Source organism: Paraburkholderia sp. DHOC27 (genome assembly GCF_003429005.1).
Taxonomy (GTDB): Bacteria; Pseudomonadota; Gammaproteobacteria; order Burkholderiales; family Burkholderiaceae; genus Paraburkholderia.
In genome coordinates this window covers 307440-327045 of sequence record NZ_QVQV01000002.1, presented here as the reverse complement: position 1 = coordinate 327045, position 19606 = coordinate 307440, and the positions used below count along the sequence as shown (strand labels likewise).

The window sequence follows — 19606 nt, the reverse complement described above, 5'->3', positions numbered from 1 at the left end:
GCTATCAAGAAGGAGCAGGTCCATGATGAAAGGTCAACTCGCCGGGCTGATGAAGCAGGCCCAGCAGATGCAGGAAAACATGAAGAAGATGCAGGAGCAACTCGCGCAGATCGAAGTCGAGGGGCAGTCGGGTGCGGGTCTCGTCAAGGTGACGATGACGTGCAAGAACGACGTGCGCCGCGTTTCGATCGATCCGAGCCTGCTCGCTGACGACAAGGACATGCTGGAAGATCTGGTCGCCGCTGCCTTCAACGACGCCGTGCGCAAGGCCGAGGCTACCGCCGCCGAAAAGATGGGCGGCATGACCGCCGGCATGCCGCTGCCGCCGGGCTTCAAGCTGCCGTTCTGAGCGTGCGCGGCGCGGGCAGCGAACACGTTGCAGATGTGACGCTGCCCTGCGGCGCAGGGCGTCGTACGGTACGTCGCAGCGGGGTGCAGCGCCCGATGCTGCGTACCACGTCGTATCCGGCACAGCGCGTCGCAACGCGATGCAACGACGCGCAAGCAGCGCACCCTGGCACGGCGTACGAGTTGCCGCGCGCGCGAGCGTCCATGAGCGCTCATGAGCATCTATGAGTACCCATGAGCGCGCGATTGCATCGCAACGAGGGCGCGGTGCGCTTGCCCGGTCGCATCCATTGCTGCCCACGTCACACCTATTTCGCCGCCGCTGATCCTGCATGAAACCACCTTCCGCCTTATCGGCGCTCGTCGAAGCGCTGCGTGCCTTGCCCGGCGTCGGGCCTAAATCCGCGCAGCGCATGGCCTATCATTTGATGCAGCATGACCGCGACGGCGCGGAAAAGTTGGGTCAGGCCTTGCTGTTCGCGACCGGCCATCTGCAGCACTGCGAGAAGTGCAACACCTTCACGGAGGCGCAGATCTGCGAGGTGTGCAGCGACGAGGAGCGCGATCCGACGCTGCTGTGCGTGGTGGAGACGCCCGCTGACCAGATCATGCTCGAACAGACCATGACGTATCGCGGTCTCTACTTCGTGCTGATGGGACGCCTGAGTCCGCTCGACGGCATCGGCCCGAAGGAAATTCACTTCGACCGGCTGGTGAAGCGCGCGTCAGATGGCGTCGTCAAGGAAGTGGTGCTCGCAACCAATTTCACCAACGAGGGCGAAGCCACCGCGCATTACCTCGGGCAAACACTCAAGGCGCGCGGTCTCGCCGTGACCCGTCTGGCGCGTGGCGTACCGGTTGGGGGCGAACTCGAATACGTCGACGCCGGCACCATTGCGCGCGCCATGCTCGACCGGCGTTCGCTGTAACGTCGCGCGCTGTCACGCCTGAGCTGAGGCGGAGGAGACACCATCCATGAGCACAACGTCTGAAGACGCACGTCCCGCCGGCCCGCTGGCGGGTGTCAAGGTGCTCGAACTCGGCACGCTGATCGCCGGCCCGTTCGCCGCGCGCTTTCTCGGCGAGTTCGGCGCGGACGTGATCAAGATCGAAGATCCCAAAGGCGGCGATCCGTTGCGCAAATGGCGCAAGCTCTATCCGGAAGTGGGCGGCACGTCGCTGTGGTGGGCCGTCCAGGCGCGCAACAAAAAGTCCGTCACGATCAACCTCAAGGCCGAGGAAGGTAAGGAAATCGTGCGACGGCTCGCGAAGGAAGCGGACATCGTCGTCGAGAATTTCCGTCCCGGCCTGCTCGAAAAACTCGGGCTCGGCTACGACGTGCTGTCCGCGGAAAATCCCGGGCTCGTGATGGTTCGTCTATCCGGCTATGGTCAGAGCGGACCGTATCGCGACCGGCCGGGTTTCGGCGCGATCGCGGAATCGATGGGCGGGCTGCGCCACATCACCGGCTATCCAGATCTGCCGCCGCCGCGCATCGGCATTTCGATCGGCGATTCGATCGCGGCGCTGCACGGTGTGATCGGCGCGCTGATGGCCCTGCATCATCGCCAGGTGAATGGCGGCAAGGGGCAGGTGGTCGACGTCGCGCTCTACGAGGCGGTCTTCAACATGATGGAGAGCGTCGTGCCCGAGTATGGCGTCTATGGCATGGTGCGTGAACGTACCGGTGCGTCGCTGCCGGGCATCGTGCCGTCGAACACCTATCCGTGCCGCGACGGCAGCATCGTGATTGGCGGCAACAGCGACCCGATCTTCAAGCGCCTGATGCTGGCGATAGATCGTGCCGATCTCGCGAATGATCCGGCGCTGGCGCACAACGATGGACGCGTGCCGCGTACGCAGGAGATCGACGGCGCGATTGCGGCCTGGCTCGCCCATCGCACCATAGACGAAGCGCTGGAGGTACTCAACGCGGCGGACGTTCCCGTGGGCCGCATCTATAGCGTGGCGGACATGTTCACCGATCCGCAGTTCATGGCGCGGCAGATGATCCAGCGCTTCAAGTGGCAGGACGGCAAGGAGATCACGTTGCCGGCCGTAACGCCGAAGCTTTCGCAGACTCCGGGTGAGACGCGCTGGCTGGGGCCGGAGTTGGGCGAGCATACGGACGAAGTGCTGCGCTCGCTCGGCTATGACGCGGAGCAGATCACACGCTTGCACGCGCAGCAGATCGTGTGAGCGGGAAGAAAGCGAAGGGCAGGAGGGAGACGGCGGTCACGCCGCTTCCTCCAGTTTCACTCGCAGGCGTCCGGAGCCTCTGCGGGCCCCGCGCCTCTGCCAGCGCTCGAAGCCTGTTCAAGCTCTTCAAGCGCGCCAGGCGCCTACGGCGTAATCACCACCTTACCCACCACGCGACGTTCCGCCATATCGCGCAGCGCGCGCCCCGTATCTTCCAGCGCATACTCCGCCGACACATACGGCCGCAGTTTGCCTGCGCCGATCCACTCGACCATCTGCTTGAACGCGGCTGCATTGTGCGCCGGCTCGCGCCTGGCGAAATCGCCCCAAAACACGCCGACGATGCTCGCGCCTTTGAGCAGCGTCAGATTGAGCGGCAGCTTCGGAATCTCGCCATTGGCGAAACCGACCACGAGGTAACGGCCGCGCCAGCCGATGCTGCGAAACGCGGGTTCCGCATACACGCCGCCGACCGGGTCGTAGATCACGTCCGGTCCCTTGCCATCGGTCAACGCCTTGATGCGCTCGCGCAGATCTTCCGTCGCGTAGTTGATCGTGGCATCGGCGCCATGCTTCGTGCAGATGGCGAGCTTGTCGTCCGTCGAGGCCGCCGCGATCACGCGCGCACCGAGTGCCTTGCCGATTTCCACCGCAGCGAGTCCGACGCCACCCGCCGCACCCAGCACGAGCATCGTCTCGCCGGCCTTCAGCGCGCCGCGATCGACGACGGCATGGTGTGAAGTGCCGTACGCGAGCGTAAACGCCGCCGCTTGCGCGAAGCCGACCCCCTCGGCCAACGGCACGCACGCGCTCGCCGCTGCGACGGCCTGCTGTGCGAAACCGCCCTGGCCTGTGTAAGCCACCACGCGCGAGCCCGGCTGAAACTGCGTCACGCCGGCGCCAACCTTGCGCACCACGCCCGCCACTTCCGAGCCGGGCGTAAAGGGCAGCGGCGGCTTGAACTGGTATTTGTTTTCGATGATCAGCACGTCAGGGAAATTGACGGCCGCAGCCTTCACGTCGATCACGACTTCGCCGGCTTGCGGCTCGAGGTCGGGCAGGTCTTCGACCGTCAGGGTTTCCGGCGGCCCATATTGATTGCAGCGAATTGCGCGCATCGTCTCTCCAGTCCAGGTGCAGGGCTAAGGGGCACACTCAGGTGCCCTCTGAGGTGTTACCTGAAGTGCCCAATCGTGGCTCACGCTTCAGCAGGATTTTGCAGTGTAAATCAGCTCGAACGACCGTGCGATTTTATCGGGCATTGCGTCGCGAGTTCGCGTGAAATTTGCGCGCACCTGGCGACGGGCGTGTGCCGAAGCCACGTCGTCCGGTGTGTCGTTCGCGCGCCTTCTTTCCTCGGTTACAATCGCCGGATGCGAATCCTACTGAGCAACGACGACGGTTATCTGGCGCCCGGCCTCGCCGCGCTTTACGAAGCGCTGAAGGCCTTCGCCGATGTCACTGTGATGGCGCCCGAGCAGAACTGCAGCGGGGCGTCGAACTCGTTGACGCTGTCGCGGCCGTTGTCGGTGCTGCGCTCGTCAACGGGCTTTTTTTACGTGAACGGCACGCCCACGGATTCCGTGCACATCGCGCTCACGGGAATGCTCGATCACACGCCCGACCTGGTCGTCTCCGGCATCAACAACGGCCAGAACATGGGCGAAGACACGCTCTATTCGGGAACGGTGGCCGCCGCGACCGAAGGCATCATGTTCGGCGTGCCGGCCATTGCGTTTTCGCTGGTCGACAAAGACTGGGTCCATCTCGACGCGGCCACGCGCGTGGCCGCGGAAATCGTGGCCCGTTATCTCGAGCAGCCATTGCCCGGCCATCCGTTGCTCAACGTCAATATTCCCAACCTGCCTTACGAACAGCTGCGCGAATGGCGCGTGACGCGGCTCGGCAAGCGGCATCCATCGCAACCGGTGATCCGCCAGACCAATCCACGCGGCGAACCGATCTACTGGATCGGACCGTCGGGCAGCGCGCGCGACGCCAGCGAGGGCACGGATTTTCACGCGGTCGCCAACGGCCACGTGTCGATCACGCCGCTGCAACTCGACCTGACTCACACGCAGATGCTGCCCGCGGCACGCGACTGGGCGCGCGCCGGGAGCGGCGCTTCATGACCAACGGGCGCGCGAAGCGCTTTCCGCTTGGCCTCGAGGATCTGGTGCGCGAGCCACGCCGGCCGGAAGGGCGACCGGGCGAGGTGCGCGCAGCGAACCTCGCGGCCGCCGCTGAAGCACGGGCAAACGCCGCGCGCGCGAAATCGCCGGGGCGTGGAGGCGAGGGCGGTGCTGGACGCAGCGTGGCACGCGACGCTGGCAAGGCGCCGTCGCAGAACGCCGCGAAGACGGTGGGGAATGTCGGTGTGTCGTCCGGCTTGAAACCCAACGTTCAGTCGGGCGGACCGGCTGGCGGCGGAAAGGCTGCGGGCGTAACGGCGGGTTCGACATCGGCGTCGAAACCGGCGGGTACGTCGAGCGTCAAGCCGGCGGCGCCGTCCGCGGTGAAGCCGACGGTCACGTCCGGCGCAAAATCGCTCGCCACATCCCCGGTCAAGCCCGCCATCGCGCTTGCCACGAAGCCTGCTGCCGGCGCCGCCGCGAGGCCGTCCGTGACAGCGCCTGGTCACCCAAAGACCCAGCCAAAAGCCCAGCCGCTCGGCCCAACGTCGAACCAGCAGGCCAACCGCCCGGCGCTCACGCCGGTGATGACCCGGCCGGTCGCCAGCAAATCCACCGAACGAAGCGCGACCCTGAACGTGGCACCCATGATGGCGCCCAACGTCGCGTTGAACGGCGCACAGGCGCTCACCTCCGAGCGGATTCGCGAGCGTATGGTGGATCGTCTGCGCGCCAACGGCATCACCGATCAGCGCGTCATTCACGCAATGTCCGTGGTGCCGCGCCATATGTTCGTGGACCCCGGCCTCGCCACCCAGGCCTACGAGGACGCGGCGCTGCCGATCGGCCATCATCAGACCATCTCCAAGCCGTCCGTGGTGGCACGCATGATCGAGCTGGCCGCGCATGGCCGGCCGCTTGCGAACGTGCTGGAGATCGGCACCGGCTGCGGCTATCAGGCCGCCGTGCTGAGCCAGGTCGCACGCGATGTGTATTCCATTGAACGCATCAAACCGCTTTACGAGCGCGCCAAAACCAATCTCCGGCCGCTGCGTATTCCGAACATTCGCCTGCATTACGGTGACGGCCGGATCGGCTTGCCCGCGGTCGCGCCGTTCGACGCGATCGTGATCGCCGCCGCCGGGCTCGATGTGCCGCAGGCGCTGCTCGAACAACTCGCGATCGGCGGCCGTCTGGTGGCGCCGGTCGGCGCGCAGGATGGCCAGACTCAGGTGCTCACGCTCGTGGAGCGGACCGGCCCCGCGCAATGGCGCGAGTCGCGGCTTGATCGCGTTTTCTTTGTACCCTTAAAATCCGGAGTGATCTGAAACCGATGACCATGAGCAAGTTGCGCGCGATGCAAAAAAACAGCCTGAATGTCCCTCTGACCGTAGCGCAGCGTAGCGTGTGCGTGGTCGCGCTCTCCGTGTTGGCGGCCTGCGCATCACGGCTCGATAACGCGCCGGTCGTCGACAAGTCCGGCGACCTCAGCACCCAGACCAGCCAGACCCAGACCCAGGCGCAGCCGCCCGCGCCGCTCGGGCCGCCGCCTCCGGGTTTTTACCGCGTGAAGCCGGGCGATACCTTGTATAGGATTGCGCTCGAAAACGGCCAGAATTATCGTGACATCGCAAGCTGGAACAATCTGACGAACCCGAACCAGATCGAAGTCGATCAACTGCTGCGGGTCGCGCCGCCGGGTGCCAATGTCGCTGCCATGACGCCGGGCGTGAACACCGCGCCGATCGTCGGCGGCGGCGTGCAGAGCGCACCGCTGGGCGCACCTTCGGCACCCTCAGCACCGCCGTCGGGAGCACCCGGCAGCGCCGCCGGTGGTGTAGCATCAGTACCGCCGGTTTACGGTTCGGCTGCCACGGCTAACACGATTGCGCCGCCACCCGCCGCGAGCGATGCAAACGCCGGCGCGGCGAGCAATCTTGCATTTGCGTGGCCGGTTCGCGGTCCAATCCTCGGCACCTTTGACGATTCCAGCAACAAGGGCGTCAATATCGGCGGGGCTGCCGGCGATCCAGTCAAAGCCGCTGCAGACGGGCGCGTGGTTTATGCCGGAAATGGGCTGCGCGGTTACGGCAATCTCATTATCATCAAACATGATGCAACTTATCTGACGGCGTATGCACACAACCGCGCTTTGATGGTAAAAGAGGGGGACGCGGTGACCAAGGGGCAGAAGATCGCCGAAATGGGCAATAGCGATTCGGACCGTGTGATGTTGCATTTCGAAGTTCGCCGGCAGGGCAAACCTGTCGACCCACTGAAGTATTTGCCGCCGCAATAAGCGATACGACCATGCCGAAATCGAAGCGCCGCACGCCGCAAGCCGAGTCTGAGAACATCAGCCGCGCCACGCCTGTCACGGTGGAGGACGGCGGTGCTTCGGAAGTAGAAGACGAGATCGTCGAGGAGCTGGACGGCGCCCGCGATCTCGACGAGCGTCAAAACGGTGCAGATGATTCCGGCGAGTCGCGCGAAAGCGCAAACGATAGCGCGCCGGACGCCGACGATTTCCGCGCCCTGCTGCAGGCCGAACTCACGGCCGACACCATCCAGCATTACCTCAATCGCATCAGCGTCAAACCGCTTCTGACGGTCGAAGAAGAGCAGCGCTACTCGCGTCTCGCCAAGGCCGGCGAATTCGATGCGCGCCAGGTGATGATCGAGCGCAACCTGCGCCTCGTGGTCAGCATTGCCAAGGGCTATCTGAATCGCGGCGTGCCGTTACTGGATCTGATCGAAGAGGGCAACCTCGGCCTGATGCACGCCATCGAGAAGTTCGATCCGACCCGCGGCTTCCGCTTTTCGACTTACGCCACGTGGTGGATCCGTCAGAGCATCGAGCGCGCCATCATGAATCAGGCGCGCACGGTGCGCCTGCCGGTGCACGTGATTCGCGAGCTGAACCAGGTGCTGCGCGCGAAGCGCCATCTGGAAAAGAATTCGATGAATTCGGGCGAGGCGGCCGACCGCCGCGACGCCAGTATCGACGATATTGCCTATCTGACCGGCAAGACCACCGACGAAGTCACCGACATCCTGGCGTTGAACGAGCACACCGCGTCGCTCGACGCGCCGCTCGATCTGGACCCGGCGAGCAGCCTGCTCGACCTGCTTTCAGACGACCAAAGCCAGTCTCCAGACGCCGAAGTTCAGCATCGTGAACTCGAGACGCTGACGCGCGCGTGGCTCGCACGGCTGTCCGACAAGCACCGTCACGTGATCGAGCGCCGTTTCGGGCTCAATCACATCGAACCGGCCACGCTCGAAGAGCTGGCCGACGAAATGGGCCTCACGCGCGAGCGTGTGCGCCAGATCCAGCAGGAAGCCCTGGTTCGCCTGAAGCGCTTCTTTGCCTCCAACGGTGTGCGCAAGGACGCCGTCTTATAAGCTGATGACTCCGATTCTTGTATTCGACATCGAGACCATTCCCGATGTCGCCGGCATTCGCCGCCTCGAAGATTTGCCTTCCACGCTGACCGACGCCGAAGTGGCCGAGCATGCGTTCGCGGCTCGCCGCGAAAAGATCGGCAGCGATTTTCTCCCGCACCACCTGCAACGGATCGCCGCGATCTCCTGCGTGTTTCGCGACAACGCCGGTTTTCGGGTCCGCTCGCTCGGCACACCGGCCGATGGCGAAGCCGCGCTGGTGCAGTCGTTCTACCGCGTGATCGAAAAATACACGCCGCAACTGGTGTCGTGGAATGGCGGCGGTTTCGACCTGCCGGTGCTGAACTACCGGGCGCTGGTCAACGGCATTCCCGCCAGCCGGTTCTGGGACGTGGGTGAGGACGATCGCGAGTTCAAGTGGAACAACTACATCAGCCGCTATCACGCGCGACATACGGACCTGATGGACGTGCTGGCCATGTACCAGACGCGCGCCAACGCGCCGCTCGACGCGCTGGCAAAGCTGTGCGGCTTTCCCGGCAAGCTCGGCATGGACGGCGGCCAGGTCTGGCATGCGTTCCGGGAAGGGCGCATCGAGGAAATCCGCAACTACTGCGAGACTGATGTCGTCAACACCTACCTGTTGTATTGCCGCTTCCAGTTGATGCGCGGAGGTTTCTCGGCGCAGGAATACGCGGACGAGATCGCGTTGGTTAAAAACTCGCTCGCGCAGGAGCCTGCCGCCCATTGGGCCGAATACTTGGCCGCGTTCGATCAGTGAGTGTTTTCGCGGGGGCGGGCGCTTCGTCTACAATCTCGCCTTCCCCCAAACAGTCTGTCAGGAAGCCGCAGGTGTCTCAGATCGACCCAGATCGCGCTCAAGATCGCGCCCCAAATCAAGCCTCGGAACGTGCTTCCGAACGCGCTTCCGGACGGACAGCCGGCCGCACGTCGAACCGCTCGTCGCGCGGCAAGAAGAAAGCGTCCGCCGCGGCGGCATCCAATGTGGTGGTGGCGCCGCCTCTGGAGATCGAGTCGCTCGACATGGAAGCGCGCGGCGTTGGGCGTACGGTCAACGAAGACGGCACGCCGGGCAAGGTGATCTTCGTGGAAGGCGCGCTGCCGGGCGAGCGCGTGACGTATGCGAGCTACCGTAGAAAGCCGAGCTTCGAGCAGGCGGAAGTGGTCGAGGTGCTGCGCGAGAGTGTGATTCGGACGAAACCGCAATGCCAGTTCTTCGGCACCTGTGGCGGCTGTTCGATGCAACATCTGGACGTGCGCGCGCAGATCGCCGTCAAGCAGCGCGTGCTCGAGGACAACCTCGCGCATCTGGCAAAGCTGCGCCCTGAAACGGTGTACCGGCCCATTCACGGGCCTTCCTGGGGCTACCGTTACCGCGCGCGCCTCACGGTGCGCAACGTGGCGAAAAAGGGCGGCGTGCTGGTGGGTTTCCACGAGCGCAAGAGCAGCTTCATCGCGGACATGACGAGCTGCGAGGTGCTGCCGCCGCATGTATCGGCGATGCTGGTGCCGCTGCGGCGGCTGGTCGAAGGGCTGTCCATCTGCGAGCGTATGCCGCAGATCGAACTCGCGGTGGGCTCATCGGTGACGGCGCTGGTGCTGCGTATCCTCGAGCCCATCAACGCCGCCGACGAGCAACTGCTGCGCGACTTCGCGGATACCCACAACGTGCAGTTCTGGCTGCAGCCGAAGGGACCGGAGACCGTCACGCCGTTCTATCCGCTCGACGCCCGGCTCGACTACACGCTGCCGGAATTCGACATCCGTATGCCGTTCAAGCCGACCGATTTCACCCAGGTCAATCACCAGATCAACCGTGTCCTGGTGGGGCGCGCGCTGCGCCTGCTGGCGCCGTCGCCGACCGATCGCGTGCTCGATCTGTTTTGCGGCATCGGCAACTTCACACTGCCGCTCGCGCGGCTTTCGAAGGAAGTGGTGGGCATCGAAGGCAGCGAAGTGCTGACCACGCGGGCGCTCGCGAACGCCGAAGAAAACGGCGTGGCAGGGCACACGTCGTTTGCCTGCCGTAACCTCTTCGAAGTCACCGCCGACGACATGCGGGCTCTCGGCCACTTCGACAAGTTTCTCATCGACCCGCCGCGTGAAGGCGCGCTGGCCGTCGCCAAGGCGCTGGCCGAGATCGCGCAGAGCGGCAATGGTCCGCTGCCCAAACGCATCGTCTATGTGTCGTGTGCGCCGGGAACGCTGGCGCGCGATGCAGGTCTGCTGGTGCACGAGGCCGGTTATCGGCTGAAGGGCGCGGGCGTGGTCAACATGTTCCCGCATACCTCGCACGTGGAATCGATTGCGCTGTTCGAGCGGGATTGATTTTGAATGAGCGTGATCGAGTGCGATTGAGCGGGCGGCGTGCGGGCGGTGCGTCATCCGCTGGGGCTTGATGCGCCGAGCGGTGTCGCGAATCGCGGTAGTCGCGATATCCAATATAGTCACCGCCGCTTCGCCCAAAACAAAACGCCATGACTTTGCAGTCATGGCGTTTTGTTTTTTGAAACACGCTACGCAGATTGATTCTGCGCAGCGCTAGAACAGCGTGAGGCTCAGAACTGCCACCAGGACTTTTCCTGGCCCGGTCGTGCATGACCCGTGATGTACGGGCTATCCGGGAACGTACCGGCCAGCACGCGCTTCGTGTCGTCGGCCAGTTGCGGCTGATTCAGTTTCTGATACGACAGCATCATGATGTGCAGCGCGTCTTCGATAGCCGGCGCATTGCGATAGTCCTTGATGGCCAGCTGTGCGCGGTTGATGGCGGCCACATAAGCGCCACGGCGATAGTAATAATCTGCCGCGTGCACTTCGTGCGAGGCCAGCGCGTTCACGATGTAACGCATACGCTGCGCGGCATCCGGCGCGTACTTGCTGTTCGGATACTTGTCGACCACCACCTTGAACGCGTCATACGCGGCGCGCAGCGACTTCGGATCGCGCTCGCTCATGTCCTGGCCGGAGAAGCGGCCGAACAGACCGAGGTCGTCGTTGAAGTTGATCATGCCCTTCAGGTAGTACGCGTAAGCGATGTCCGGGTGATCCGGATGCAACTGGATGAAGCGGTCGATAGCCTGGTTGGCGGCGTCGTTTTCGCTGTCTTTCCAGTTACAGTAGGCAACGTTGATCTGCGCCTGTTGTGCGAAGTGGCCGAACGGATCGCGGCCTTCAAGCATCTCGAAATATTTCGCGCACTTGCCCCAGTCGCCGGCACTCAGGGAGTCCTGCGCCTCCGTATATAATTTGTTGTTCGCCCAGGTTGCCGTTTCATCGGTCTTTTCCGGCAGGCCGTGGCAAGCCGCCACAATGGCGATGGCTGCCGCGCAGGCGAAATATCTCGCTACTTTCGCGGCCGTGTTCCGTGCCGTGCCGTTCAGGGCCGCCATCTTAAGGATTGTCTTAAGGGCTGCTTTGATATTGGTGTTCAAGGCTCGCATTTTCCAGTCTAGCTTTACGTCCAGGTGACCCAGACTCAATGACCCGTTCAAATAATCCGGTTTCCTCAACGGGTAGCCGGAATAGCAACAAAGATTATAGCCCATGCGCTGACCCCGCCGACGCGTTGGGTAGTGATTCGTTAGATGACGATCTCGACAGCGAGGCCCTTGCGCCGCAGGAACTGGCGGGCGACGTGCCGACCGTCGCCAGCAAGGCCGTAGACAATTCGCCGCGCATCGTCACCGTGCCCGATGAACTCGCGGGTGAACGGCTCGACAAGGTGCTCGCCAGGGTGTTTCCGGAGTTTTCGCGTAATCGTCTGCAAGGCTGGATCGAGGCCGAGCGCGTGCGCGTGGACGGCACACCGGCGAAGATCCGCCAGCCAGTGCCGCTCGGCGCCACCATCGAACTCGTGCCCGACCTGCTGCCGGAACAACTCGCCTTCACGCCGGAACCGGTGCCACTGGAAGTCGTCTACGAGGACGACACGCTCGTCGTCATCAACAAGCCGGCGGGCATGGTGGTGCATCCGGCGGCCGGCAACTGGAGCGGTACAGTGCTGAACGGTCTGCTGCATCGTTACGGCGACGCGGCGGCCGGCTTGCCGCGCGCCGGCATCGTGCACCGGCTCGACAAGGAGACCTCCGGGCTGATGGTGGTGGCGCGCACGCTCAAGGCGCAAACCGATCTCGTGCGGCAGTTGCAGGCGCGCACTGTCAAGCGCCGCTATCTGGCGCTGGTGTGGGGCAACATGCCGGACGAGGGCACGATCGACGCGCCAATTGGCCGCGATCCGCGCGAGCGGACCCGCATGGCGGTGGTCAAGAGCGCCTCGGGGAAACCTGCACGCACGCATTTCCGCCGGGTCGATTCGGCCATCTGGCAACGCCAGCCGGTGTCGGCCATCCACTGCGATCTCGAGACGGGCCGCACCCATCAGATCCGCGTGCATTGTGCGCACATCGGCCATCCGCTGCTGGGTGATCCGGTCTACGGCCGGGCACGCGGCAAGCGTTCGGTCACGCCGCTGCCGGATGGTTTCGCGCGTCAGGCGTTGCACGCATGGCGGCTGGGTCTGATCCATCCCGAGACAGGGCGCGAGATGCAGTGGCGCGCGGAAGTGCCGGAGGACATGGCGGCGCTTTCGGCGGCGCTCGGCCTCGGTCGTGACGACGCCGGCGAGTTCGACGAGACGTATTACGAGGACGAGGAAGGGGAAGGCTACGAATTCGACGACGCAGATGAGGGCGATGACGAGAGCGACCACGAGGACCATCAGGACCCCGACGCGCAGGACCCCGAAGCCCACGATCACGACACCGACGAGGACGATCACGCATGAGCTTGCCTGAGCTGAGTTTCGCCGATGTCATCCAGCCGGCATGGCGTGTCGCGCCGCGGGTGCGTGCGCTGGTCACGACGCGCAATGGCGGCGTGAGCGTGCCGCCGTTTGGCCGCTGGCAAGCGGGCGAGGATCGAGCGGGCGGGCTGAATCTCGGCTTTCTGTCGGGCGACGATCCGGAAAGCGTAAAGCAGAATCGCGCACGCCTGTCTGCGCTGACCGGCGTGGCGAAGATTGCGTGGCTCAAGCAGATCCACGGCGCCGAAGTCGTGGATGCCGCGAGCGCGCTCGACGCTGCCAGTCACGGCGCGCCGCTCGTGGAAGCCGACGCCAGCGTCACCGCCGCGTTAGATACGGCCTGCGTGGTGATGATTGCCGATTGCATGCCCGTGTTGCTGTGCGATGCCGAGGGCCGCGCAGTAGGCGCCGCGCACGCAGGATGGCGTGGTCTTGCGGCAGGTGTGATCGAGCATACCGCGCAGCGCGTCGCCAGCCTGGCAGGCACGCAAACGGAGACGCTCCACGCTTACCTCGGACCGTCCATCGGACCAACGGCGTTCGAGGTCGGTGCAGACGTGCGTGACGCCTTCATGAATGGTGTAGACGGCGCACAACGGCAAGCCACGGCGAGCGCATTCGTGCCGCGCGCGAGCGCCCCCGGTAAGTATCTTGCTGATTTACCAGCACTTGCGCGGCTGCGATTGCAGCGTCTCGGCATTACGCAGATAACTGGCGGCGATGCCTGCACGGTAACCCGGCGCGAAAGCTTTTACTCATATCGGCGTGATCGCGAAACCGGTCGTATGGCCGCGATGATCTGGCTGGCGGATTGAACTGACGTAAATGCGCCCGCTGTAATTGAGCAAGGCGGGCCGATTCGTTGCGCACTCGATGAAAACCCGCGAAGGTAAACACGGAGGAGTTCGGGCACGCCCCGCGACATCCCGATCTATCAGGGTTTGCGAGGAGTTCACGGGGTGGTTTGAAAACCGGTGCGCGTGCGCACGTTTCGCGCCTGAGGTCCGCCTGAAAATACCCGGTATTACACGCATTAAATGCGAAGCGGGGCCCGGCAATTACGGGCCTTTTTCATTTCCTCACATTTCGCCGTCGTTGGACTTTTAACGGGCTGAAATACATGGGGAAAACGATAATTAAAAAAATATCGCACTGCGGCAAAATCGGGATCAAGCATTGACATGCCTCGCGCTGGGGAGCAAGAATGTTCCTCACACTTGGGCAGGGCGGAACGAGGTCGCGAGCAATCGCCCACGTGCGTCAGCAGCCTGCCTCTCAACCGTCCGCGAGGACTCACCGGTCAAAAGCAGGTATGGCAGCATCACAACACTCCTCCACCTCTTCAAACTCGGACTCCACGACGGAGCGTTCCCAGCCGCAAACCGGTCCCGCCGGCGCGCAGCAGTTCTTCGACGCCTGGATGAAAGCATGGAGCGCGCTCGGTGTGCCGGGTGCGGGTCCCGCTGGCATGAACGCAGCCGCGGGCGCGGGGATGCCAGGCATGTCTGGTGGCATGCCCTCGGGTATGCCGGGTCTGCCCTTCATGCCGCCGCAGATGCCAGGCCAGTTTCCCTTCCAGTGGCCCAACGTTCCGGCCATGCCCGCGATGCCCGGTATGCCCGATTTCAGCCACGCGGCTGCGGCGCTGTCGCCATTCGCCGGCTTCAAATTGCCGACCGCGGCCATCCCGTCGGAGCGCATGCAAAAGCTGCAGTCCGACTACTCGCGCGAAGCACTCGCCCTGATCCAGCAGGCGGCAGATAGCTCGCCCAGGCTGCCCGAACTCAAGGACCGGCGTTTCAGCGCGGAAGCCTGGAGTTCCGCGCCCGCGTATGCATTCACGGCCGCGTGGTATCTGCTGAACGCGCGCTATCTGCAGGAACTCGTGGATGCGCTCGACACCGAGCCCAAGATTCGCGAGCGGATTCGTTTCGCGGTCCAGCAGTGGACTGCGGCAGCCTCGCCGAGCAACTTCTTCGCGTTGAATCCCGAGGCGCAAAAGACCTTGCTGGAAAGCCGCGGCGAGAGCCTGCGTCAGGGCGTGACCAATCTCCTGAGCGATCTGCAGCGCGGCAAGATTTCGCAGACGGACGAGTCGCGTTTCGTGGTCGGCAAGAACCTCGCCACCACGGAAGGCTCGGTGGTGTTCGAGAACGACCTGATCCAGTTGATCCAGTACAAGCCGCGCACGGCCACCGTGCGCGAGCGGCCGCTGCTCATCGTGCCGCCATGCATCAACAAGTACTACATCCTCGATCTGCAACCGGAGAACTCGCTGGTCGCGCACAGCCTCGAGTCCGGTCAGCAGGTGTTCCTGGTTTCGTGGCGCAACGCCGATGCGTCGGTGGCTCACAAGACGTGGGACAACTACATCGACCAGGGCGTGCTCACTGCCATCGACACCGTGCGTGAGATCAGCGGTCGCGAACAGATCAACACGCTCGGCTTCTGCGTCGGCGGCACGATGCTCGCTACCGCGCTCGCCGTCGCGGCGGCGCGTGGCGAACATCCGGCTGCTTCGATGACGCTGCTCACCGCCATGCTCGACTTTTCGGACACGGGTGTGCTCGACGTATTCGTCGACGAAGCGCACGTGCAGATGCGTGAGCAGACTATCGGCGGCAAGAGCGGGGCGCCGGCAGGATTGATGCGTGGTGTCGAATTCGCCAACGCGTTCTCGTTCCTGCGCCCGAACGATCTGGTGTGGAACTATGTCGTCGATAACTATCTAAAGGGTCGCACGCCGATGCCGTTCGACCTGCTGTACTGGAACAGCGATTCGACCAGCTTGCCCGGCCCGATGTACGTCTGGTATCTGCGCAATACCTATCTGGAGAATCGTCTGCGTGAGCCGAATGCGCTCACGGTGTGCGGCGAGAAAATCGACCTGTCGTCCATCGACGTGCCGACCTTCATTTACGGTTCCCGCGAAGACCATATCGTGCCGTGGCACACGGCGTATGCCTCCGTGCCGTTGCTGACGGGCCCGCTCGAATTCGTGCTGGGCGCATCGGGTCACATTGCCGGCGTGATCAATCCGCCGGCCAAGAACAAGCGCAACTACTGGGTGCTCAAGGGCGACGGCAAGCATTTGCCGGAGAGCCCCGACGACTGGTTCGAACAGGCCACCGAGGTGCCCGGCAGCTGGTGGCCCGAATGGACGCGCTGGCTGGATCAGTACGGCGGCAAGAAGGTCAAGCCGAAGGCGCAGGCCGGCTCGGCGGATCATCCTGTGATCGAGGCCGCGCCTGGACGCTACGTCCTGCAGCGCGAATAACGAAGCAGGCACAACGAGGAAGCAGGCACAACGCGATCACGAACGAACAGGCGGCCCAGGCATCCAGCATCAGCGTGATGAGCACGGGGCAACGCGACACTAGTAGGCGAATGGATGTTTAACTTGAAGGGTGGCGGAGCAGTTGGCCGCGAAGTCCGGAGGAAATTGAAATGACTGATGTAGTGATCGTATCGGCCGCACGTACGGCAGTGGGTAAATTCGGTGGGTCGCTGGCGAAGACCGCCGCGCCCGAACTCGGCGCCATCGTGATTCGTGCCGCGCTCGAACGCGCCGGCGTGAAACCGGAGCAGGTCAGCGAAGTCATCATGGGGCAGGTGTTGACGGCAGGCTCCGGGCAGAATCCGGCGCGCCAGGCGTTGATCAAGGCAGGGCTGCCCACGGCAGTGCCGGGCATGACGATCAACAAGGTCTGCGGCTCGGGTCTGAAAGCCGTGATGCTGGCAGCCAACGCCATCATCGCCGGCGACGCGGATATCGTCGTGGCCGGCGGCCAGGAAAACATGAGCGCCGCGCCGCACGTGCTGCCGGGTTCGCGTGACGGCTTCCGCATGGGCGACGCCAAGCTGATCGACAGCATGATCGTCGACGGTCTGTGGGACGCTTTCAACCAGTACCACATGGGCACGACCGCTGAGAACGTCGCGCGCGAATACGGCATCACGCGCGAGCAGCAGGACGCTTTCGCCGCGCTGTCGCAGAACAAGGCGGAAGCCGCGCAAAAGTCCGGCCGTTTCGACGACGAAATCGTGCCGGTCGAGATCCCGCAACGCAAAGGCGAACCGCTGCGCTTCGCCACGGACGAGTTCGTGCGTCACGGTGTGACGGCCGAATCGCTCGCCGGTCTGAAGCCGGCCTTCTCGAAGGAAGGCACGGTGACGGCCGCCAACGCGTCGGGTCTGAACGACGGCGCCGCCGCCGTGGTGGTGATGTCGGCGAAGAAGGCCGAGGCGCTCGGTCTCACGCCGCTCGCACGCATCAAGGCGTATGCGAACGCAGGCGTCGATCCGAAGGTGATGGGCATGGGCCCGGTGCCGGCGTCGCGCCGCTGCCTGGAACGCGCCGGCTGGACGCCCGCGGAACTGGACCTGATGGAAATCAACGAAGCGTTCGCCGCGCAGGCGCTGGCTGTGCATCAGCAGATGGGCTGGGACACCTCGAAGATCAACGTGAACGGCGGCGCGATTGCCATCGGCCATCCGATCGGCGCGTCCGGTTGCCGGATTCTCGTCACGTTGCTGCATGAAATGCAGAAGCGCGATGCGAAGAAGGGCCTGGCTTCGCTGTGTATCGGCGGCGGCATGGGCGTGGCGCTGGCAGTCGAGCGCGCCTGATCGCAGTCTGGCCGCGCGCGTTTGCGTGTCTGGTCGCGCGTCTGTGTGCTTCAGGGCAGCAGGCGTGCGCGGCAAGTAGCAGGTGTTGGTATGCGGCAGAGGTCCTCGCCGGCCGGTCGCCCGGCGGCAGCGGAGATGATGCGTAAAGGCGAGGCAAGAGGTGGCCGATCGGCGCCTCGGTAAAACGATAATGGAGCGTGGTTTATGGCACAGCGAATTGCGTATGTAACGGGCGGGATGGGTGGAATCGGCACGAGCATCTGCCAGCGTCTCCACAAGGAAGGCTTCAAGGTCGTCGCGGGCTGCGGCCCGAACTCACCGCGCCGCGTCAAGTGGCTCGACGAGCAGAAGGCACTCGGTTTCGACTTCATCGCCTCGGAAGGCAACGTGGGCGACTGGGATTCGACCAAGGCCGCGTTCGACAAGGTGAAAGCCGAAGTCGGCGAGATCGACGTGCTGGTGAACAACGCCGGCATCACGCGCGATGTGGTGTTCCGCAAGATGACCCACGAAGACTGGACGGCGGTGATCGACACCAACCTGACGAGCCTGTTCAACGTCACCAAGCAGGTGATCGACGGCATGGTCGAGCGAGGATTTGGCCGTGTCATCAACATCTCGTCGGTGAACGGGCAGAAGGGGCAGTTCGGGCAGACCAACTACTCGACTGCCAAGGCCGGTATTCACGGCTTCACGATGTCGCTGGCGCAGGAAGTGGCAACCAAGGGTGTGACGGTCAACACCGTGTCGCCGGGTTATATCGGCACGGACATGGTGAAGTCGATCCGCCCGGATGTGCTGGAAAAGATCGTTGCGACGATTCCGGTGCGCCGTCTCGGCCAGCCGGATGAAATCGGTTCGATCGTCGCGTGGCTCGCGTCGGAGGAATCGGGCTTCTCCACGGGTGCCGATTTTTCGCTGAATGGCGGTCTGCATATGGGCTGATCGGCGTGGCACCTTCGCTCACTACCGTGAGCGGGGTGCTGCAAGGTCAGGTGTTTGTGGCGGCGTCTCGCAGGCGTAACCGAAGATCCGGTTGCGCTGGCGACAGGACGCCGTTTCTGCGCTTCAATGGCGCTCAAAGGCGTTAAATGACCACTACTACAAAGAAAACTGCCGAACGACTCATCAAGAAATATCCGAACCGTCGGCTGTATGACACCGAGACAAGCACGTACATCACGCTGACCGATGTCAAGCAGCTCGTGCTGGATCAGGAGGATTTCAAGGTCATCGATGCGAAGAGCAACGAGGACCTGACGCGCGCCATTCTGCTGCAGATCATTCTGGAAGAAGAGAGCGGCGGTCTGCCGATGTTTTCGTCGTCGATGCTCTCGCAGATCATCCGTTTCTACGGACACGCGATGCAGGGGATGATGGGCACGTACCTGGAGAAAAACATCCAGGCGTTCATCGACATCCAGGCCAAGCTCGCCGACCAGTCGAAGAATCTGTACGAAGGCAAGGCGATGAACCCCGAGGTCTGGTCGCAGTTCATGAACATGCAGGCGCCGATGATGCAGGGCATGATGACCAGCTACATCGAGCAGTCGAAGAACATGTTCGTGCAGATGCAGGAGCAGATGCAGAACCAGGCAAAGAACATGTTCAGCACGTTCCCGTTTACTCCGGCTGCACCGGCTGCGGCGACGACTCCGCCCGCGAATCCGCAGGCTAGTCCGGAGCCGGAGAAGAAGTAACGGGGTGGCGGCGCGCTGCCCGGTTGAGGGACGGCCCGCTATTTCACGCGCTTCATGAGCTGCAAGTTGACCGCATCGACAAATCCGATGCGCAGCGGGTTGACGCCGAGGCGTCTCGCGCTTACTATCTTCAGACGATTGAGGCAAACCTCAATCGACCGTCGAACGGGGCAACCTGGCGACAAATACGGCCACGCGCCGCCAAACAGCCGCTCGAAGCGGCTGTTTTCATTTTCGGGGGCGAAAGGTATATGCGTCCCGACGGGTGTCTTTGGCCTTGATGTTCCACGACGATACTCGCGTCTACACTCAGTTTGACCATCGCGCATCGCATTTCGCTACGCGCAGAATGCTTTCGAGATACCTGT

Annotated in this window: 17 protein-coding genes; 15 read left to right on the top strand and 2 right to left on the bottom strand. The window is 63.6% G+C overall.

Annotated features, from left to right (window positions below):
- The first annotated feature begins 22 nt into the window (after nt 1-22).
- The 3 genes from D0B32_RS09705 to D0B32_RS09695 all read left to right on the top strand — a co-directional run bounded on the left by D0B32_RS09705 (nt 23) and on the right by D0B32_RS09695 (nt 2547).
- Complete coding sequence (locus D0B32_RS09705; protein WP_117333742.1) at nt 23-349, top strand: YbaB/EbfC family nucleoid-associated protein; 327 nt, start codon at nt 23-25, stop codon at nt 347-349.
- A 331-nt stretch (nt 350-680) separates the two neighbouring features.
- Nucleotides 681-1277 (top strand): recombination mediator RecR, encoded by a 597-nt coding sequence (recR, locus tag D0B32_RS09700; RefSeq protein WP_117333741.1) that lies wholly within the window; start codon nt 681-683, stop codon nt 1275-1277.
- 46 nt (nt 1278-1323) lie between these two features.
- Complete coding sequence (locus D0B32_RS09695; RefSeq protein ID WP_117333740.1) at nt 1324-2547, top strand: CaiB/BaiF CoA-transferase family protein; 1224 nt, start codon at nt 1324-1326, stop codon at nt 2545-2547.
- A 143-nt stretch (nt 2548-2690) separates the two neighbouring features.
- Here the strand turns inward: D0B32_RS09695 and D0B32_RS09690 are convergent, their stop codons facing one another.
- Entirely contained in the window at nt 2691-3665 is a 975-nt protein-coding gene (locus tag D0B32_RS09690; RefSeq protein ID WP_117333739.1) for an NADPH:quinone oxidoreductase family protein, read from the bottom strand.
- A 255-nt stretch (nt 3666-3920) separates the two neighbouring features.
- Between D0B32_RS09690 and surE the strand changes: the two genes are divergently transcribed.
- From surE to rlmD, 6 genes are all read left to right on the top strand, one after another.
- A complete protein-coding gene (gene surE, locus D0B32_RS09685; RefSeq protein ID WP_117333738.1) occupies nt 3921-4679 on the top strand; it encodes a 5'/3'-nucleotidase SurE in 759 nt (252 codons plus the stop codon).
- Nucleotides 4676-6007: a protein-L-isoaspartate(D-aspartate) O-methyltransferase gene (locus tag D0B32_RS09680; protein ID WP_117333737.1), complete on the top strand. Its 1332-nt coding sequence runs from the start codon at nt 4676-4678 to the stop codon at nt 6005-6007. The genes surE and D0B32_RS09680 overlap by 4 nt, the downstream gene beginning before the upstream one ends.
- Nucleotides 6008-6018: 11 nt before the next feature.
- A complete protein-coding gene (locus tag D0B32_RS09675; RefSeq protein ID WP_117334157.1) occupies nt 6019-6978 on the top strand; it encodes a peptidoglycan DD-metalloendopeptidase family protein in 960 nt (319 codons plus the stop codon).
- Between the two features lie 11 nt (nt 6979-6989).
- On the top strand, nt 6990-8084 hold the full coding sequence (rpoS, locus tag D0B32_RS09670) for an RNA polymerase sigma factor RpoS (protein ID WP_117333736.1): 1095 nt from the start codon (nt 6990-6992) through the stop codon (nt 8082-8084).
- Nucleotides 8085-8088: 4 nt separating this feature from the next.
- On the top strand, nt 8089-8865 hold the full coding sequence (locus D0B32_RS09665; protein ID WP_117333735.1) for a 3'-5' exonuclease: 777 nt from the start codon (nt 8089-8091) through the stop codon (nt 8863-8865).
- A gap of 263 nt (nt 8866-9128) precedes the next feature.
- Nucleotides 9129-10433, top strand: a complete 1305-nt coding sequence (rlmD, locus tag D0B32_RS09660) for a 23S rRNA (uracil(1939)-C(5))-methyltransferase RlmD (RefSeq protein ID WP_117334156.1) — start codon at nt 9129-9131, stop codon at nt 10431-10433.
- A 230-nt stretch (nt 10434-10663) separates the two neighbouring features.
- Here rlmD and D0B32_RS09655 read toward each other — a convergent pair whose 3' ends face one another.
- Nucleotides 10664-11497 carry an outer membrane protein assembly factor BamD gene (locus D0B32_RS09655; protein WP_404935541.1) on the bottom strand — a complete coding sequence of 278 codons (834 nt, stop codon included), beginning with the start codon at nt 11495-11497 and terminating at the stop codon, nt 10664-10666.
- Between the two features lie 89 nt (nt 11498-11586).
- On the opposite strand from D0B32_RS09655, the gene D0B32_RS09650 reads away from it, so the two are divergent.
- The 6 genes from D0B32_RS09650 (at nt 11587) to phaR (ending at nt 19238) form a co-directional block, all read left to right on the top strand.
- Complete coding sequence (locus D0B32_RS09650) at nt 11587-12891, top strand: RluA family pseudouridine synthase (protein WP_117333733.1); 1305 nt, start codon at nt 11587-11589, stop codon at nt 12889-12891.
- A complete protein-coding gene (gene pgeF, locus D0B32_RS09645; RefSeq protein WP_117333732.1) occupies nt 12888-13724 on the top strand; it encodes a peptidoglycan editing factor PgeF in 837 nt (278 codons plus the stop codon). Before D0B32_RS09650 ends, pgeF begins: the two co-directional genes overlap by 4 nt.
- 497 nt (nt 13725-14221) lie before the next feature.
- Nucleotides 14222-16186: a class I poly(R)-hydroxyalkanoic acid synthase gene (gene phaC, locus D0B32_RS09640; RefSeq protein ID WP_117333731.1), complete on the top strand. Its 1965-nt coding sequence runs from the start codon at nt 14222-14224 to the stop codon at nt 16184-16186.
- Between the two features lie 170 nt (nt 16187-16356).
- Entirely contained in the window at nt 16357-17538 is a 1182-nt protein-coding gene (locus tag D0B32_RS09635) for an acetyl-CoA C-acetyltransferase (protein ID WP_117333730.1), read from the top strand.
- 204 nt (nt 17539-17742) lie between these two features.
- Nucleotides 17743-18483 (top strand): 3-ketoacyl-ACP reductase, encoded by a 741-nt coding sequence (locus D0B32_RS09630; protein ID WP_117333729.1) that lies wholly within the window; start codon nt 17743-17745, stop codon nt 18481-18483.
- A gap of 146 nt (nt 18484-18629) precedes the next feature.
- Nucleotides 18630-19238, top strand: a complete 609-nt coding sequence (gene phaR, locus D0B32_RS09625) for a polyhydroxyalkanoate synthesis repressor PhaR (protein WP_117333728.1) — start codon at nt 18630-18632, stop codon at nt 19236-19238.
- Nucleotides 19239-19606: the final 368 nt, after the last annotated feature.

Excerpts from the sequence above, each read along its gene's own strand:
- D0B32_RS09705 (WP_117333742.1), top strand. The coding sequence starts at position 23 with ATGATGAAAGGTCAACTCGCCGGGCTGATGAAGCAGGCCCAGCAGATG.
- recR (WP_117333741.1), top strand. The coding sequence starts at position 681 with ATGAAACCACCTTCCGCCTTATCGGCGCTCGTCGAAGCGCTGCGTGCC.
- D0B32_RS09695 (WP_117333740.1), top strand. The coding sequence starts at position 1,324 with ATGAGCACAACGTCTGAAGACGCACGTCCCGCCGGCCCGCTGGCGGGT.
- D0B32_RS09690 (WP_117333739.1), bottom strand. The coding sequence starts at position 3,665 with ATGCGCGCAATTCGCTGCAATCAATATGGGCCGCCGGAAACCCTGACG.
- surE (WP_117333738.1), top strand. The coding sequence starts at position 3,921 with ATGCGAATCCTACTGAGCAACGACGACGGTTATCTGGCGCCCGGCCTC.
- D0B32_RS09680 (WP_117333737.1), top strand. The coding sequence starts at position 4,676 with ATGACCAACGGGCGCGCGAAGCGCTTTCCGCTTGGCCTCGAGGATCTG.
- D0B32_RS09675 (WP_117334157.1), top strand. The coding sequence starts at position 6,019 with ATGAGCAAGTTGCGCGCGATGCAAAAAAACAGCCTGAATGTCCCTCTG.
- rpoS (WP_117333736.1), top strand. The coding sequence starts at position 6,990 with ATGCCGAAATCGAAGCGCCGCACGCCGCAAGCCGAGTCTGAGAACATC.
- D0B32_RS09665 (WP_117333735.1), top strand. The coding sequence starts at position 8,089 with ATGACTCCGATTCTTGTATTCGACATCGAGACCATTCCCGATGTCGCC.
- rlmD (WP_117334156.1), top strand. The coding sequence starts at position 9,129 with ATGGAAGCGCGCGGCGTTGGGCGTACGGTCAACGAAGACGGCACGCCG.
- D0B32_RS09655 (WP_404935541.1), bottom strand. The coding sequence starts at position 11,497 with ATGGCGGCCCTGAACGGCACGGCACGGAACACGGCCGCGAAAGTAGCG.
- D0B32_RS09650 (WP_117333733.1), top strand. The coding sequence starts at position 11,587 with ATGACCCGTTCAAATAATCCGGTTTCCTCAACGGGTAGCCGGAATAGC.
- pgeF (WP_117333732.1), top strand. The coding sequence starts at position 12,888 with ATGAGCTTGCCTGAGCTGAGTTTCGCCGATGTCATCCAGCCGGCATGG.
- phaC (WP_117333731.1), top strand. The coding sequence starts at position 14,222 with ATGGCAGCATCACAACACTCCTCCACCTCTTCAAACTCGGACTCCACG.
- D0B32_RS09635 (WP_117333730.1), top strand. The coding sequence starts at position 16,357 with ATGACTGATGTAGTGATCGTATCGGCCGCACGTACGGCAGTGGGTAAA.
- D0B32_RS09630 (WP_117333729.1), top strand. The coding sequence starts at position 17,743 with ATGGCACAGCGAATTGCGTATGTAACGGGCGGGATGGGTGGAATCGGC.
- phaR (WP_117333728.1), top strand. The coding sequence starts at position 18,630 with ATGACCACTACTACAAAGAAAACTGCCGAACGACTCATCAAGAAATAT.